Raw genomic sequence first — 15,626 nt, 5'->3', positions numbered from 1 at the left:
ATGGCAAAGAGGTCACACCCGTTCCCATACCGAACACGGAAGTTAAGCTCTTTTGCGCCGATGGTAGTTGGGGGTTTCCCCCTGTGAGAGTAGGACGTCGCTGGGCAAATATAAAAGTCGTTACCGAGTTAATCGGTAACGACTTTTTTTATTTTAGCTAGTTTTATATTCAAATGTCTTGTACAAGTATGCATAAAGAAATATTGTATAGATAAGACTAATGAGGGAGTGTAAAAAATGACATCAGTATATGAATTTACGGCGAAGAATATAAAAGGGGAAGATGTACCTTTAAGTAAATACAAAGGTAAACCATTAATAATCGTAAATACCGCCAGTCATTGTGGATTCACACCACAGTTCACTGAACTTCAGACGTTGTATGAAAAGTATCATGATCAAGGTCTAGAAATACTAGGATTTCCTTGTAGCCAATTTAATAATCAGGAATTTGAGGATATGGATAAAACACTGGAGTATTGTCAACTTAACCATGGGGTTACTTTTCCTATGTTTGCAAAAATAGACGTTAAAGGAAATGATATTCATCCGTTATTTCAATATCTTATAACACAACAAAAAGGATTTCTGTCAGATGGGATAAAATGGAACTTCACAAAATTTTTAATCGACAAAGAAGGAAACGTAGTAGGGAGATATGCTCCACAAACGCCTCCTCTAAAAATGGAAAGAGATATTTTAAAAATGACTTAATAGAAAAATCCGAATTAATGTTTAATTCAGGGGTTCTTGACACTAGACGTGCACGCTGATAACCTTGTAATAATATTCAGTTATAGAAGGAGGAAATTAGAAATGTGGGAGTCTAAATTTCAAAAAGAAGGTTTAACATTTGACGATGTTTTGTTAGTTCCAGCTCAATCAGAGGTATTACCAAAAGATATCAATTTATCCGTTCAACTCACTTCAAAAATTAAGTTAAATATTCCGGTAATAAGTGCAGGTATGGATACTGTAACAGAGGCTAAAATGGCAATTGCAATGGCTCGCCAAGGTGGATTAGGGATTATTCATAAGAATATGAGCATTGAAGAACAGGCAGAGCAAGTTGAAACAGTTAAACGTTCCGAAAATGGAGTTATTACAGATCCTTTCTTCTTAACGCCATCTCATCAAGTTTATGATGCAGAACACCTAATGGGGAAATATAGAATTTCTGGTGTTCCAATTGTTAATAATGAAGAAGATTTAACATTGGTTGGCATTATTACAAATCGTGATTTACGCTTTATCCAAGATTATTCTTTAAAAATCGATGAGGTAATGACGAAGGAACAGTTAGTGACAGCGCCAGTTGGTACTACACTTGAAGATGCAGAGAAAATTTTACAGCAATATAAAATTGAAAAATTACCGATTGTTGATGAAAATGGTATGTTAAAAGGGTTAATCACGATTAAGGATATTGAAAAAGTGATTGAATTCCCTAATGCAGCAAAAGATCATCTTGGTCGTTTACTAGTAGGTGCAGCAGTTGGTGTAACGAAAGATACAATGCTTCGTGTAGAAAAACTTGTAGAAGCACAAGTAGATGTCATTGTTATCGATACTGCACATGGTCATTCTCAAGGAGTAATGGATACCGTAAGAAGTATTCGTGAAGCTTATCCGGATTTAGATATCGTTGCTGGAAATGTAGCAACTGGTGAAGCAACTCGTGCATTGTTCGAAGCAGGTGCAGACGTAGTTAAAGTAGGAATCGGACCAGGTTCAATTTGTACAACACGAGTTGTTGCAGGGGTTGGTGTTCCTCAAATTACTGCGGTTTATGATTGTGCAACCGAAGCTCGTAAAGCAGGTAAAACGATTATTGCAGACGGAGGTATTAAATACTCTGGAGATATCGTAAAAGCTCTTGCAGCTGGTGGACATGTTGTTATGCTAGGAAGCTTACTTGCTGGTACAACGGAAAGTCCAGGAGAAACGGAAATCTTCCAAGGTAGACGTTTTAAGGTATATCGTGGAATGGGATCCATTGCTGCTATGGAAAAAGGATCAAAAGATCGTTACTTCCAAGAAGAGGCGAAAAAACTTGTTCCAGAAGGTATTGAAGGACGTCTTCCATATAAAGGACCGCTTTCAGATACGATTCACCAATTACTAGGCGGTGTTCGCGCTGGCATGGGATACTGTGGAACAGCGAATTTAGAAGAATTACGTGAAAATGCACAATTCATACGTATGACTGGTGCGGGACTTCGCGAAAGTCACCCACACGATGTGCAAATTACGAAAGAAGCTCCAAACTATTCTATTTCTTAAGATTTATGTATAAATCGAAACTTTTGCACTCATCCGACGTCATAATCTAGGTCGAATGGGTGCTTTTTTAATTACATAAGCGCATATAGGACAAAGTATGTTAAAATGAGCATGGAGAAAAACTAATAGTGGAGGTACAGTAGTGAAGAAAGTTTGGATGACATCAGTGATTAAGTGGCTAGTACTTCCGATGCTTCTTGTTTCAGTTATATGTGGAATACCGACTGCTACAAAAGCAGAGGATAATTTAAATTTAAATGTCGATGCTGCAATTTTAGTTGACGCAGAAACAGGTAAAATTTTGTATGAAAAAAATGCAGATGCATCATTAGGTATAGCTAGTATGACGAAAATGATGACAGAGTATTTACTGTTCGAAGCGATTGAATCGGGAAAAATTACATGGGATCAACAATACTCTGTAACAGATTATACATATAAAGTTTCTCAAAATCGTAGTTTAAGTAATGTTCCTCTTCGACAAGATGGTACTTATTCGATTCGAGAATTGTATGAAGCAATGGCTATCTATTCGGCCAATGCTGCAACCATAGCAATTGCTGAAACAATTGCTGGAACAGAAGAAAATTTCGTAAAATTAATGAATGAAAAAGCGAAAGAAATGGGCTTAGTGGGTTATAAATTTGTCAATTCCACTGGCTTAAATAATGCAGATCTACAAGGCATGCACCCAGCTAGTACGGGAGCGAATGATGAAAATATAATGCCAGCAAAATCGGTAGCAAAATTGGCATACTTGTTAATGAAGGACTACCCAGAAGTATTAGAAACAACCAAAATACCTAAAAAAACATTCCGTGCAGGGACTTCTGATGCAATAGAAATGAGTAACTGGAATTGGATGTTACCTGGTTTAGTTTACGAATACGAAGGTGTCGATGGTTTAAAAACTGGTACGACAGAATTTGCAGGACATTCCTTCACGGGAACAGCTACAAGAAATGGAATGCGAGTAATTGCCGTTGTTATGAAAGCAGTAGACGCAAACGGTGTTGGTTCTTATAAAGCACGTTTTGATGCTACAAAAGCATTATTTGACTATGGATTTGCTCAATTCTCAAAAGAAGAAATTATTCCAGCAGAATATAAAATTCCTAAACATAAAACATTGTCTGTAGAAAAGGGAAAAGAGGATAATGTAGCCATTGCTGTTAAAGAACCAATCTCAATGGTCATTAAGACAAATGAAAAAGAGTTGTACAAGCCTGTATTTACACCAGAAGCGGATAAATTGGAAGCTGATATTAAAAAAGGTAAGGTAGTAGGAAAAGTACATTTAGAAAAAACTGAAGGAACAGACTACGGTTATATTCTCGATCAAGCACCAGAAGTGGACGTTGTGACTACTGAAGCAGTAGAAAGAGCTAGCTGGATTAGTTTAATGTTCCAAGGCATTGGAAAATTCTTCGCTAATTTGTGGGATAGCACAACTGATTTTATTGGCGGGTTATTTTAAGCAAAAATAAAAAAGCACTGTAAACTCAATCATCGGGTTACAGTGCTTTTTTATTAATCGATTCTGACTTATCATTTTGCTTCTCTAAAGAGCAACTAGTATATCATTTTTTAGGGATACTGCGCATTAGTCGTCGGTGTCTCACACCAAGTAAACTTGTTTTATGAAAATTGGTTGCTCTCAAGAGGAATTTGGTTGCCCTTAGCCATTTATTGGATTAACTCAGTCAAAAAACTTTTGATGTTTTTGATGTTAGCAAGTCGATCATAAATAAAAAAGAATTTAACATTGATTTTCGCTTCAGGCGGCGAGGCCAACAGGATGTTGGTTTCAAAGGCGTTACCATACGCTGTGGCGTTCTTAGCCTTTGTTCCACATGGCTCATCGCTCACCTGGCGGAAAGCGTACGACTGTAGCGAAAATCATGGTGGACACCTATTAAAGCCTTACTTCACAGTTTCCCTATACCGTGCGAACTATCTTTTATAATGATAACTTTTTTATTTTTAGGGCTTCCATAAGTTGTTCAATGGAAGTTTCAATTTTTTCAACTTCGATTCCACCAAATCCTAATACAATTTTTGGCTTATTAAATAAATTGTCTGAAGTAGACAAGTATTCTTGTATGCCATATACGCGTATACCTGCTTGTTTTGCATATGCAATAAGTTCACTTTCCGGTTTTACAGTTTCGAAGGTCAATAAAAGATGCATACCTGCTTGTTCACCAGAAATTGTAACGAGAGGGTCATATGCTGCGATTGTTTTCGTTATTATTTCTAACTTTCGTTTATAAATTTTCCTCATTTTATTTAGATGTTTTGCAAAATATCCTGACTCCATGAACTTGGATAGTATTTGCTGATCCATTCGGGGTACAGTGGCAGCGTAATACGAATATTTTTGTTTGTACTTTACAATAAGCTGTTTCGGTAATACTGCGTAAGCTATTCGAAGAGAAGGCATTAATGATTTTGAAAATGTGCTTAAATAAATGACACGTTCGTTTTGATCAATTCCTTGTAAAGAAGGTATTGGTCTACCTGTATATCTAAACTCACTATCGTAGTCATCTTCTATAATATAACGGTTCTCTGCTTGGTAAGCCCAGGAAAGCAATTGGGTTCTGCGCGTTGCGGAAAGAACGGCTCCTGTAGGAAATTGATGAGAAGGTGTTACATACATAACGGTCGCATTAGAATGCTCTAATTGTGAAACGATAACTCCATCTGCATCTACCGATATTGGTACAGTTTTTTCTTGGTCATCTAAAAGTAAGTGATGGGTCAGCGGATAACCAGGATTTTCAATTCCGAAAACGGCTTTCTCACCTAGTAAACGGATGATTAATGGCATGAGTTGTTCAGTTCCCGATCCTAAAATTATTTGCTCAGGAGTGCATCTAACTCCCCTAGATTGATACAAATAAGTACAGATTTGCTGCCTTAGCGTATAATCTCCTTGTGGATGACCAAGTAGAAGTAAGTCTTTGTTAGACTCGCTTATAACTTCTTTGGAACATTTTCTCCAAATGCTAAAGGGAAAAGATTCCGTGTCAATTTTCCCAGGTGAAAAATCAATCGAATAACTAGCTTTAGAACCTTCATCTTGGACAATGATAGAAGTACGCTGTTCGATTAACGCTAATTCTGCTAAGTTTTGTACGTAAAAACCTCTTCTTGGTTCGGAGGAGATAAACCCTTCCGCAACTAATTGACTATATGCAAATTCAACGGTCGTTTGGCTCACCGATAAATACTCTGCTAGTTTTCTTTTCGAAGGAATTTTAACACCCTCTTCAATTGTTCCATTAATAATTGCTTGTTTTATTTCTGTATAAAGTTGTTCATATAGAGGAATTATTGAATCTGCTTCGAGCTGAAACATAAGAAAGTCCATTTTATCACCTATCTGACCACTTCATTTTTATACATTCTGATACTTTTCATATGGTCATATTTTATTATACTAAAGATTATAACAATTTGGAGGGAAAAAATATGACAATCAATCAAACAGGTACAGATAGAGTAAAACGTGGAATGGCAGAAATGCAAAAAGGTGGCGTTATTATGGACGTTATCAATGCAGAGCAAGCGAAAATAGCAGAAGCAGCAGGTGCTGTGGCCGTTATGGCATTAGAACGTGTACCTTCAGATATTCGTGCAGCAGGCGGCGTTGCTCGTATGGCAGATCCACGCATTATGGAAGAGGTAATGGGTGCAGTAAGCATTCCAGTAATGGCAAAAGCACGTATTGGGCATATTACGGAAGCGCGTATTTTAGAAGCAATGGGTGTCGATTATATTGATGAATCCGAAGTATTAACACCTGCAGATGAAGAGTATCACTTACGTAAAAGTGAATTTACAGTCCCATTCGTATGTGGGTGTAAGGATTTAGGAGAAGCAGCACGTCGTATTGGGGAAGGAGCTTCCATGCTTCGTACGAAAGGAGAACCTGGAACAGGAAATATCGTAGAAGCCGTTCGTCATTTACGTAAAGTGAATGCACATGTTCGTAAAATTGTTCACATGAATGAAGATGAACTAATGACAGAAGCAAAAATTTTAGGAGCACCATATGAGGTATTATTACAAATTAAACATAATGGTAAATTACCAGTTGTAAACTTTGCAGCAGGCGGTGTTGCAACACCAGCAGATGCTGCTCTAATGATGGAGCTTGGAGCAGATGGTGTATTTGTTGGATCAGGTATTTTCAAATCAGAAAACCCGGAGAAATTTGCACGTGCTATTGTAGAAGCTACGACACATTATCAAGATTATAATTTGCTCGTAGAGATTTCTAAGGACTTAGGAATTCCAATGAAGGGAATTGAAATTTCTCGTTTAGCATTGGAAGATCGTATGCAAGATAGAGGGTGGTAATGATGGTTAAAATAGGAGTTTTAGCTCTTCAAGGTGCGGTAAGTGAACATATTCGATCTATTGAAGTTTGTGGAGGAGAGGCAATAATCGTTAAAAGTAGAGACGATTTGACGCTTGTAGATGGTTTAATCCTACCAGGTGGAGAAAGTACAACAATTCGTAAGTTAATGGATCGATATGATATGCTTACACCTCTTAAAGAATTTGCTTCAGCAGGAAAGCCTATGTTTGGTACTTGTGCAGGTCTAATATTACTTGCCCAAAAAATAGTTGGGTACGATTTTGCACATATCGGTGTGTTAAATGCTACAGTAGAGCGTAATTCTTTTGGGCGCCAAGTAGATAGTTTTGAAACAAACCTTGAAGTGAAAGACATCGCAACTGATTTTCCTGCTGTTTTTATAAGAGCCCCTCATATTGTAGAAGTAGAGTCAGATGTAGAAATACTTGCGACGCATGAAAACAAAATAGTTATGGTTAGACAAGGACATTTACTAGGATGCTCTTTTCATCCAGAGTTAACGGTAGATCACCGTATTACTGCATATTTTACTGAAATGGTAAAGGAATCGCTTGCCAAAAAAGCTGCTGTATAGTAAAGTGATAGTAATTTCATGATTAAAAAACGATGATAGGAAGTAGTAACAAGCACGTTTTTTTTAGAGAGTCAGCGGTTGGTGCAAGCTGGCAAAAACACTTGTGAATCCATCCTTTGAGTTGAGCGACTGAATGGTTAGTAAGTCGTGTCCGGTTGAAAAGCCGTTATTTTACAAGCGGATTTGACATAGGTCAAGTCAATCAGGGTGGCAACGCGGGTATGCTCTCGTCCCTTTTATATGGGATGAGGGCTTTTTTGTCGTTTTTAACGAAAAATTAGGAGGAATTTTCATGTTAGATGTGAAATTTGTACGAGAAAATTACGAAGCAGTAAAAGCAAAGTTAGCGAAACGTGGAGAAGAAATCTCTGAATTTGACCAATTTCAACCATTAGATCAAAAGCGCAGAGAATTGATTGCTAAAACAGAAGTGCTAAAAGCAGAACGAAATGAATTCTCTCAAAAAATTTCAGAAATGAAACGTAATAAAGAAAATGCAGATGATATTATTGCTCGCATGCGTGAAGTAGGCGATGAAATCAAAGCATTGGATGAAGAACTACGTGCAGTGGAAGAAAAGTTTGATCATATGATGATGCGCATTCCAAATATTCCACATGACAGTGTTCCAATTGGCGATTCAGAAGATGATAATGTAGAAATTCGTACCTGGGGAGAAGTGTCTTCATTTGATTTTGAAACGAAAGCACATTGGGATATTGCCACTGATTTAAAAATAGTTGATTTTGAACGTGCGGCTAAGGTAACGGGAAGTCGTTTTGCATTTTATCGTGGCTTGGGAGCAAGACTAGAGCGTGCTTTGATAAACTTCATGATGGATTTACATGCTGAAGAGCACGGCTATGAAGAAATGCTTCCTCCTTATTTAGCGAATCGCACGAGTTTAACTGGTACTGGTCAGCTTCCAAAGTTTGAAGAAGATGCATTTTTAATAAACGAAGAGGATTATTTCCTAATCCCAACCGCAGAAGTTCCAGTAACGAATTTTTATCGTGATGAGATTCTAGATGGAGCAGCATTACCTCAAGCATTTACTGCTTTTAGTGCTTGTTTCCGTTCAGAAGCGGGATCTGCTGGACGTGATACAAGAGGTTTAATACGTCAACACCAATTTAACAAAGTGGAATTAGTACGTTTTGTTAAGCCGGAAGAATCTTATGAGCAGTTGGAGTTACTTACGGGACATGCAGAAAAAGTATTGCAGTTATTAGGTTTACCATACCGTGTGCTTCATATGTGTACAGCGGATTTAGGATTTACCGCTGCCAAAAAATATGATTTAGAAGTGTGGTTACCAAGTTACGGAGAGTACAAAGAAATTTCTTCTTGCAGTAACTTCGAAGATTTCCAAGCTCGTCGTGCTGGTATCCGCTTTAGAAGAGAAACTGGCGCTAAACCAGAATACGTGCACACATTGAATGGAAGTGGACTTGCACTAGGACGTACAGTTGCTGCCATTTTGGAGAACTATCAACAACCAGACGGAACAGTGGTTGTACCAGAAGTTTTAGTACCATATATGGGTGGCAAAACGGTTATTAAGTAACAAAGAAAAGAACCAGAGACTATAATCGTTTCTGGTTCTTTTTTTGTGCTCTAAGATTTCGAAAAAATTGAGTAAGTAGGCTTCCACATTCCTCCGATAAAACACCTTCTGTCACTTCACATACATGATTAAATCTATTGTCATTTAAAAGGTGATATAACGAATCTACACAACCTGCTTTTGCATCTCTAGCTCCATATACAATGTGTGGAATACGAGACTGTAAAATTGCTCCTGCACACATAGGACAAGGCTCGAGTGTTACATATAAAGTTGTTTCCTCTAATCGCCAGCTTCCAATTTTCGCACATGCTTCTTGAATTGCTAATAATTCAGCATGGGTTGTTGCATTTTGTGTAGTTTCTCTTAAATTATAGGCTTTTGCAATTACTTCGCCCTTGTATACCACAATAGCCCCAATTGGTACTTCTCCAATAGCAGCTGCTTTTTTTGCTTCCTCAATTGCTAAGCTCATATAATGTTCATCCAATTTCAATCAACCCCTCATGCATAGTGTAGCATGTTTCATTTACGTTCTGCATATTGTATGTTGAAGGAGTGATCGATTGATTTATATAGTGAAACAAGGAGATAGTTTATATGCAATCGCGAAGCGTTTTGGTACAAATTCTGCAACCCTTGCCTCTATAAATGAACTCCCGGACCCTGATGTATTAGTCGTTGGTCAGGCACTTGTTTTACCATCGACCCCTAATCCAGATCGACCTATGATTGAAACGAATTTATACGTAGAGTGGTATACAGAAGCACCATCTCAAAATGTCATTAACCAAGTAGAGAAAAATGCAGACCAATTAACGTATATGATGCCATTTGCTTATGAAGTGAAGAGGGATGGCTCTTTAACTTCTATGGATTGGGGAAGTTTATCTGAAGTTGCGAACACACATCGAGTAGAAACAGTTATCGTGCTCGTTAATATTGAAAACTATGCCTTTAGTGATACATTAGCACATACTATTTTTACAAATGAGACCGTAAAGAATAATGTATTTACACAAACTGTTGCGGAAGCGAAAAAAAGAGGGACAAAACATATTCATATTGACTTTGAATATATAGACAAAGAGGACAGAGAAAATTATGTGAATTTCTTGAAAGAATTTAAGGATTTTGCCAAAGGATATGCCATTTCTGCATCACTTGCTCCGAAAACAAGTGCCGAACAAAATGGTAAATGGTACGGCGGATTTGATTATAAAGCAATTGGAGAAGTAGTTGATTTTGTTGTCATTATGACATATGAGTGGGGTTATAGTGGAGGACCACCTATGGCTGTATCTCCAATCGGTCCAGTTCGAAAAGTATTAGAATATGCAGTAACTGAAATTGAGCCTAGCAAAATCATGATGGGTCAAAACTTGTATGGATATGACTGGACATTGCCATATAAACAGGGCAATCCAATTGCTAAAGCGTTAAGTCCCCAACAAGCAATTCAATTAGCTAAAAACCGAAATGCTGCTATTGAGTATGATAAAGTTGCCCAAGCACCTTATTTTCATTATTGGTTGGACGGAAAAGAGCATGAAGTTTGGTTTGAGGATGCAAGATCCATTGAAGCAAAGTTTAAACTGTTGAAAGAGTTAAAATTATTAGGTATAGCCTATTGGCATAGTGGTTTTGACTTTCCGCAAAACTGGTATTTGCTACAGGAAATGTTTCGGATGAATAAAAAGTAGAGTATGGTTGTCTTTCTTTTGGAAAGGCAACTATATTCTATTTTTTATTTTCTAGCTATGTTAAAATAAAGGGCACGATTTGAAATATTAGAGTGAGGGTAAAATTATGTCTATTCCATTTATTACGGTAGAAGGTCCCATAGGTGTTGGGAAGACCTCGTTAGCAAATATCATTGCACAAACGTATCAATTTGAATTGCTAAAAGAAATTGTGGATGAAAATCCTTTTTTAAATAAATTTTATGACGATATTGCTGAGTGGAGTTTCCAAACGGAAATGTTTTTTTTATGTAATCGTTATAAACAATTAAGTGACATAGAGAAAAAGTATTTATCGAAAGATGAAGGAGTTATAGCAGATTACCATATTTTTAAAAATCTAATTTTCGCTAAACGCTCGCTAAATGAAGTAGAATATGACAAGTATGAATCTATTTATCAAATTTTAACGAAAGATATGCCTGTCCCTAACATGGTTATCTATCTTGATGCCAGTTTAGATGTTCTTCTTCATCGTATTAATATGCGTGGAAGAGATTTTGAAAAAAAGATAAGCTCCGATTATTTACAGCAACTTTCATCGGATTATCGTATGTTTATCGATCACTTTGAAAAAAAACATCCCCATATTCCGGTTCTAAGACTAGACGGAGACAAAATAGATTTTGTTCAAAACGGACAAGACTTGCAAACAATATTAGATCAAGTAGATGCAACATTGCATAGAAGGAGTTTATAAGTATGAATTTAAGAGAGAAGTACGGCATCCCCTCTAATGCAGTTATTACAATTGCAGGAACAGTTGGTGTAGGGAAATCTACAATGACGAAAGCACTTGCGGATGCACTTCATTTTAAAACCTCATTTGAGAAAGTAGATGCGAACCCTTATTTAGATCGCTTCTATGAAGATTTTTCGAAGTGGAGTTTTCATTTACAAATTTACTTTTTAGCAGAGCGCTTTAAAGAACAGAAAAGAATGTTTGAATATGGCGGAGGATTTATCCAAGATCGTTCCATTTACGAGGACACCGGTATATTTGCTCAAATGCATAAAGAAAAAGGAACGATGGATCCGGTAGACCACGAGACATATACGAGCTTGTTTGAAGCAATGGTCATGACACCTTATTTCCCACATCCTGATTTATTGATCTACTTAGAAGGAACTTTAGATAATATTATTGATCGCATTCATGATCGAGGTCGTCCAATGGAGCAGCAAACACCTATTGCTTATTGGGAAGAAATGCACGGACGTTATGAAAAATGGATCGACTCTTTTAATGGTTGTCCAGTGCTTCGTTTAAATATAAACGACTATGATATTGTAAAAAATCCAGAGAATGTAGAAATGATTATTGAAAGAATTGGTCACTTTATGGAACAAACCGCAACATTGCGTAGATAATACAAAACCTCCCGCCAAAAGGTGGGAGGTTTTACTATATAGACAAATATTTAATATTCTGAACAATAACTAGAAAGAAAAATTCGTTACCATTGCAACGAATTCAATCTCAAATTTATGCGTGTGTGTATTTAAAATGGAGGAGGAAGAGGGATTCGAACCCCCGCGCGGTATGACCCGCCTGTCGGTTTTCAAGACCGATCCCTTCAGCCAGACTTGGGTATTCCTCCGAAGTACAAGAACAAATTTATCATGTTTGAAAAACAAAGTCAACATATTTAATTATATTTTTTTTAAAAAATATAATTAGTTATTCGAGGAGTAATTTATAGTAAGAATTACAAATAAAAAATCGTTTTCATTGATTTTTCTTTCTAAAAAAAGTATACTAGTTAATGCCGTGCTAGGTGGGAAGGTAGCGGTGTCTTGTAACTCGCAATCCGCTCTAGCGAGACTGAACTCCTTCTCTGAGGTTGAATACATGTAGGGTCTGGTATTTGCACGTGATGTTGACGTTTGGGTCCTGCGCAATGGGTGCCCATGAACCATGTCAGGTCCGGAAGGAAGCAGCATTAAGTGGTGTTTTCTCATGTGCCGCGGGGTAGCCTAAGCCGAGTTAACGACAAGGGTGCCGCTTATGTGTTTCAAGCGAAGGAAGGTGCACGGCATAATTATAAAACTATCAACTCATTCGTCTACTAGACGAATGAGTTTTTTTATAGAAAAAAGCCATCTATTAATGGAAGAAGTCGTAGTCGCTTTATGATATAATAAAGTCATTATGGACTATTTAAAGAAAGCGAGGGAAATTTGTTGTCGTATCAAGCTTTTTACCGCGCTTACAGGCCACAGTCATTTGCAGAAATGTCCGGTCAATCACATATTAAGCAAACTCTTCAAAATGCCCTCCTTTACAATAAAACGACTCATGCGTATTTATTCTCAGGTCCGCGCGGTACAGGAAAAACAAGTGCGGCGAAAATATTTGCTAAAGCATTAAATTGTGAAAATGGACCAACAAAAGAACCTTGTAATACTTGTGAAACTTGTAAAAGCATTACGGAAGGTTCTAATACAGATGTAATCGAGTTTGATGCAGCATCTAACTCTCGAGTAGAAGAAATGCGAGAAATTATTGAAAAAGTTCGTTTCGCCCCTTCCAATGCGCGTTTCAAAGTGTATATTATTGACGAAGTGCATATGCTTTCTACAAGTGCATTTAATGCTTTGTTAAAAACATTAGAAGAACCACCAGCACATGCAGTATTTATCTTAGCGACGACCGAACCTCATAAGATTCCATTGACGATTATATCAAGATGCCAGCGGTTCGATTTTAAACGAATTACTTCATCTGATATTGTTTCACGAATGAAAGAAGTATTAACGGATGCTAATATTGAATACGATGAACATGTGTTAAAGGTGATTGCACAAGCAGCAGCTGGTGGAATGCGCGATGCACTAAGTATGCTCGATCAAGTAGTGTCGTTTAGTGGAGAAAAAATGACGCTAGAAGATGCGCTATTAGTAACTGGTTCTATTGGACAGGACGTTTTTTTCCAATTAGCAAATGCATTAATTGAGAAGGACGTAGCGGAGGCTCTTAGCTGTGTAGAGCAGTTAATAGAAGATGGAAAAGACCCGGTTCGTTTAACAGAAGATTTTATCACTTTTTATCGTGATTTACTTGTATTACTTGTTGCACCAGAACAAACAGAGCTGTTGGAAATTGCAACTGGAGATACTATGTTTAAAGAGTTAGCCTCTAAATTCGCGGAAGATACTTTATATAAAAGTATTTCTATATTAACGAATACTCAACAGGAAATGCGTTTTTCTAATCACGCCAAAGTATATTTAGAAACAGCAATTATAAGACTAGCGCAAGTTCCAAGAGGCAACATAGTAACTACTGAAAGTAATTCAGAACTTGAGCTGAAAGTAAAAGCATTGGAAAGCCAGCTTCATCAACTACAACAACAAATTAGCCAAGGGATAATACCACAAGCAAATGCGGCAGCACAAGAACAACCAAAAAGACAAAGACAAAAGTCGAATAGTGGTGTGAAAGTTTCGAGTGGTCGTATACAAGAAATATTAAAAACAGCAACAAAAAGCGATATACAAACGATTAAAGCTCAATGGGCTGCTATTTTGCAACAACTTCAAAAGTCACATGCTGCGTTATTAAATGATGCTGAACCAGTAGCAGCATCTTCTAGTGCATTTGTGTTAAAATTTAAATATGATATTCACTGTCAAATGGCCATGGAGAATAAAACCTTTTCTTCTTCATTTCCGCAGTTAATTGCAAACCTAACTGGTACAATGTATGAAGTTGTATATGTACCAGAGGAAAATTGGTTGAAAATTAGAGAAGACTTTATAAAACAAAACGGTCTTAAAAAAGGGAATGCAGGAGATATAGAAGATAGTTCTACCGAGCCGACAGAAGCAATGGAGCTCCTACAAGGAATGGAAGAAATTTCAGAAGACCCTTTAATTGTAGAAGCAGAAAAGTTATTTGGAAAAGAATTTGTAGAAGTACATGACGACTAAGGAGGAAATTAATAATGCGTGGAATGGGAAATATGCAAGGTATGATGAAACAAATGCAAAAAATGCAAAAGAAGATGGCAGAGGCACAAGAGGAACTAGGAACTCAACGCTTTGAAGCTTTAGCTGGCGGTGGAATGGTGAAAGTCGTTGTATCTGGCCATAAAGAAGTACTAGAAGTAGAATTAGATCCAACTGTTGTAGATCCAGAAGATATTGAAATGCTTCAAGACTTAATCGTTATTGCAACAAACGAAGCGATGAAAAAAGCAGATGAAACAGCAAATGCCACAATGGGTCAATTCACGAAAGGATTGAACCTTCCTGGTATGTTCTAGGAGGAAAAAAGATGCATTATCCTGAACCAATATCGAAACTGATAGATAGTTTTATGAAATTGCCAGGAATCGGGCCGAAAACAGCGGCCCGTCTGGCATTTTTTGTATTAACAATGAAAGAAGACACTGTTTTAGATTTCGCAAAAGCATTAGTTGATGCTAAACGAAACTTAACTTATTGCTCTGTGTGTGGCCATATAACGGATATCGATCCTTGTCATATCTGTCAAGATCAACTACGCGACTTGTCGACGATTTGTGTTGTTCAAGATACAAAGGACGTCATAGCTATGGAGAAAATGAGAGACTATAACGGTCTATATCATGTGCTTCATGGAGCTATCTCACCAATGGATGGAATTGGTCCGGAAGATATTAATGTACCCTCTCTTTTAAAGAGATTGCAGGACACACAAGTGGAAGAATTGATTTTGGCAACTAACCCTACAATAGAAGGAGAAGCAACAGCAATGTATATCTCTCGTCTCGTGAAACCTTCTGGTATTAAGACAACGAGAATTGCACACGGTTTACCTGTAGGTGGAGATTTAGAATATGCGGATGAAGTAACTTTATCCAAAGCATTAGAAGGTCGCCGTGAGTTGTAAGGGGGATGCTATACTATTATGTTTTTTCAACGAGCAAAATTAAAAAAAGAATTCGACCAACAATTTGTAAAGTTAATGCAAGAAACAAAAGAAGATTGGCAACAGGCTCAACGGATAGAGGATTTCTTGAATGACTATAATTTAGAGGCAATGGCAAAAAGAAAAATTGCAGAGAGTATTCACTTCTATCTATA

15 protein-coding genes, 1 tRNA gene, 1 rRNA gene, 1 other RNA gene and 1 other annotated feature are annotated in these 15,626 nt (G+C 37.2%); of the genes, 15 read left to right on the top strand and 3 right to left on the bottom strand.

Annotated features, from left to right (window positions below; all coding sequences use genetic code 11):
* The 4 genes from rrf to FG382_RS22335 all read left to right on the top strand — a co-directional run.
* A 5S ribosomal RNA gene (gene rrf, locus FG382_RS22350) occupies positions 1-106 on the top strand; the annotation flags it as partial.
* A gap of 131 nt (positions 107-237) precedes the next feature.
* Positions 238-714 (top strand): glutathione peroxidase, encoded by a 477-nt coding sequence (locus FG382_RS22345; RefSeq protein WP_142541053.1) that lies wholly within the window; start codon positions 238-240, stop codon positions 712-714.
* A 102-nt stretch (positions 715-816) separates the two neighbouring features.
* On the top strand, positions 817-2,283 hold the full coding sequence (gene guaB, locus FG382_RS22340) for an IMP dehydrogenase (RefSeq protein WP_142541052.1): 1,467 nt from the start codon (positions 817-819) through the stop codon (positions 2,281-2,283).
* Between the two features lie 142 nt (positions 2,284-2,425).
* A complete protein-coding gene (locus FG382_RS22335; protein WP_142541051.1) occupies positions 2,426-3,760 on the top strand; it encodes a serine hydrolase in 1,335 nt (444 codons plus the stop codon).
* Positions 3,761-4,243: 483 nt separating this feature from the next.
* On the opposite strand, the gene pdxR is transcribed toward FG382_RS22335, so the two are convergent.
* The gene (pdxR, locus tag FG382_RS22330; protein ID WP_142541050.1) at positions 4,244-5,659 is read right to left on the bottom strand and encodes a MocR-like pyridoxine biosynthesis transcription factor PdxR; all 1,416 of its coding nucleotides are present in this window, start codon (positions 5,657-5,659) and stop codon (positions 4,244-4,246) included.
* 107 nt (positions 5,660-5,766) lie between these two features.
* Here pdxR and pdxS point away from each other — a divergent pair, with 107 nt between their 5' ends.
* The 3 genes from pdxS (at position 5,767) to serS (ending at position 8,814) form a co-directional block, all read left to right on the top strand.
* Positions 5,767-6,651 (top strand): pyridoxal 5'-phosphate synthase lyase subunit PdxS, encoded by an 885-nt coding sequence (gene pdxS, locus FG382_RS22325; RefSeq protein WP_211356442.1) that lies wholly within the window; start codon positions 5,767-5,769, stop codon positions 6,649-6,651.
* Positions 6,652-6,653: 2 nt separating this feature from the next.
* A complete protein-coding gene (gene pdxT / locus FG382_RS22320; RefSeq protein WP_142541048.1) occupies positions 6,654-7,247 on the top strand; it encodes a pyridoxal 5'-phosphate synthase glutaminase subunit PdxT in 594 nt (197 codons plus the stop codon).
* Positions 7,248-7,270: 23 nt separating this feature from the next.
* Positions 7,271-7,485: a binding site (T-box leader), on the top strand.
* Between the two features lie 54 nt (positions 7,486-7,539).
* Positions 7,540-8,814, top strand: a complete 1,275-nt coding sequence (gene serS / locus FG382_RS22315) for a serine--tRNA ligase (protein WP_142541047.1) — start codon at positions 7,540-7,542, stop codon at positions 8,812-8,814.
* Positions 8,815-8,833: 19 nt separating this feature from the next.
* Here the strand turns inward: serS and tadA are convergent, their stop codons facing one another.
* Complete coding sequence (tadA, locus tag FG382_RS22310) at positions 8,834-9,310, bottom strand: tRNA adenosine(34) deaminase TadA (protein ID WP_142541046.1); 477 nt, start codon at positions 9,308-9,310, stop codon at positions 8,834-8,836.
* Positions 9,311-9,380: 70 nt separating this feature from the next.
* On the opposite strand from tadA, the gene FG382_RS22305 reads away from it, so the two are divergent.
* From FG382_RS22305 to FG382_RS22295, 3 genes are all read left to right on the top strand, one after another.
* Positions 9,381-10,517 (top strand): glycosyl hydrolase family 18 protein, encoded by a 1,137-nt coding sequence (locus FG382_RS22305; protein WP_142541045.1) that lies wholly within the window; start codon positions 9,381-9,383, stop codon positions 10,515-10,517.
* 106 nt (positions 10,518-10,623) lie between these two features.
* On the top strand, positions 10,624-11,256 hold the full coding sequence (locus FG382_RS22300) for a deoxynucleoside kinase (RefSeq protein ID WP_142541044.1): 633 nt from the start codon (positions 10,624-10,626) through the stop codon (positions 11,254-11,256).
* Positions 11,257-11,258: 2 nt separating this feature from the next.
* The gene (locus FG382_RS22295; RefSeq protein WP_142541043.1) at positions 11,259-11,927 is read left to right on the top strand and encodes a deoxynucleoside kinase; all 669 of its coding nucleotides are present in this window, start codon (positions 11,259-11,261) and stop codon (positions 11,925-11,927) included.
* A 137-nt stretch (positions 11,928-12,064) separates the two neighbouring features.
* Here FG382_RS22295 and FG382_RS22290 read toward each other — a convergent pair.
* Positions 12,065-12,157: transfer RNA gene (locus FG382_RS22290), tRNA-Ser, on the bottom strand.
* 168 nt (positions 12,158-12,325) lie between these two features.
* On the opposite strand from FG382_RS22290, the gene ffs reads away from it, so the two are divergent.
* From ffs to FG382_RS22265, 5 genes are all read left to right on the top strand, one after another.
* Positions 12,326-12,593, top strand: an RNA gene (gene ffs / locus FG382_RS22285) — signal recognition particle sRNA large type.
* Positions 12,594-12,740: 147 nt separating this feature from the next.
* Positions 12,741-14,489 (top strand): DNA polymerase III subunit gamma/tau, encoded by a 1,749-nt coding sequence (dnaX, locus tag FG382_RS22280; protein WP_142541042.1) that lies wholly within the window; start codon positions 12,741-12,743, stop codon positions 14,487-14,489.
* 14 nt (positions 14,490-14,503) lie between these two features.
* Entirely contained in the window at positions 14,504-14,824 is a 321-nt protein-coding gene (locus FG382_RS22275; RefSeq protein WP_142541041.1) for a YbaB/EbfC family nucleoid-associated protein, read from the top strand.
* An 11-nt stretch (positions 14,825-14,835) separates the two neighbouring features.
* Positions 14,836-15,432 carry a recombination mediator RecR gene (gene recR / locus FG382_RS22270; protein ID WP_142541040.1) on the top strand — a complete coding sequence of 199 codons (597 nt, stop codon included), beginning with the start codon at positions 14,836-14,838 and terminating at the stop codon, positions 15,430-15,432.
* An 18-nt stretch (positions 15,433-15,450) separates the two neighbouring features.
* Positions 15,451-15,626 (top strand): DUF2508 family protein (locus tag FG382_RS22265; RefSeq protein WP_142541039.1); only part of this gene is annotated, 176 nt, incomplete at its 3' end.

It is taken from the genome of Psychrobacillus lasiicapitis, from assembly GCF_006861795.1.
GTDB classification, from domain to species: Bacteria; Bacillota; Bacilli; order Bacillales_A; family Planococcaceae; genus Psychrobacillus; species Psychrobacillus lasiicapitis.
This window is presented reverse-complemented; position numbering and strand designations above follow the sequence as displayed.

Excerpts from the sequence above, each read along its gene's own strand:
- FG382_RS22295 (WP_142541043.1), top strand. The coding sequence starts at position 11,259 with ATGAATTTAAGAGAGAAGTACGGCATCCCCTCTAATGCAGTTATTACA.
- serS (WP_142541047.1), top strand. The coding sequence starts at position 7,540 with ATGTTAGATGTGAAATTTGTACGAGAAAATTACGAAGCAGTAAAAGCA.
- pdxR (WP_142541050.1), bottom strand. The coding sequence starts at position 5,659 with ATGGACTTTCTTATGTTTCAGCTCGAAGCAGATTCAATAATTCCTCTA.
- pdxT (WP_142541048.1), top strand. The coding sequence starts at position 6,654 with ATGGTTAAAATAGGAGTTTTAGCTCTTCAAGGTGCGGTAAGTGAACAT.
- FG382_RS22300 (WP_142541044.1), top strand. The coding sequence starts at position 10,624 with ATGTCTATTCCATTTATTACGGTAGAAGGTCCCATAGGTGTTGGGAAG.
- FG382_RS22275 (WP_142541041.1), top strand. The coding sequence starts at position 14,504 with ATGCGTGGAATGGGAAATATGCAAGGTATGATGAAACAAATGCAAAAA.
- FG382_RS22345 (WP_142541053.1), top strand. The coding sequence starts at position 238 with ATGACATCAGTATATGAATTTACGGCGAAGAATATAAAAGGGGAAGAT.
- guaB (WP_142541052.1), top strand. The coding sequence starts at position 817 with ATGTGGGAGTCTAAATTTCAAAAAGAAGGTTTAACATTTGACGATGTT.
- recR (WP_142541040.1), top strand. The coding sequence starts at position 14,836 with ATGCATTATCCTGAACCAATATCGAAACTGATAGATAGTTTTATGAAA.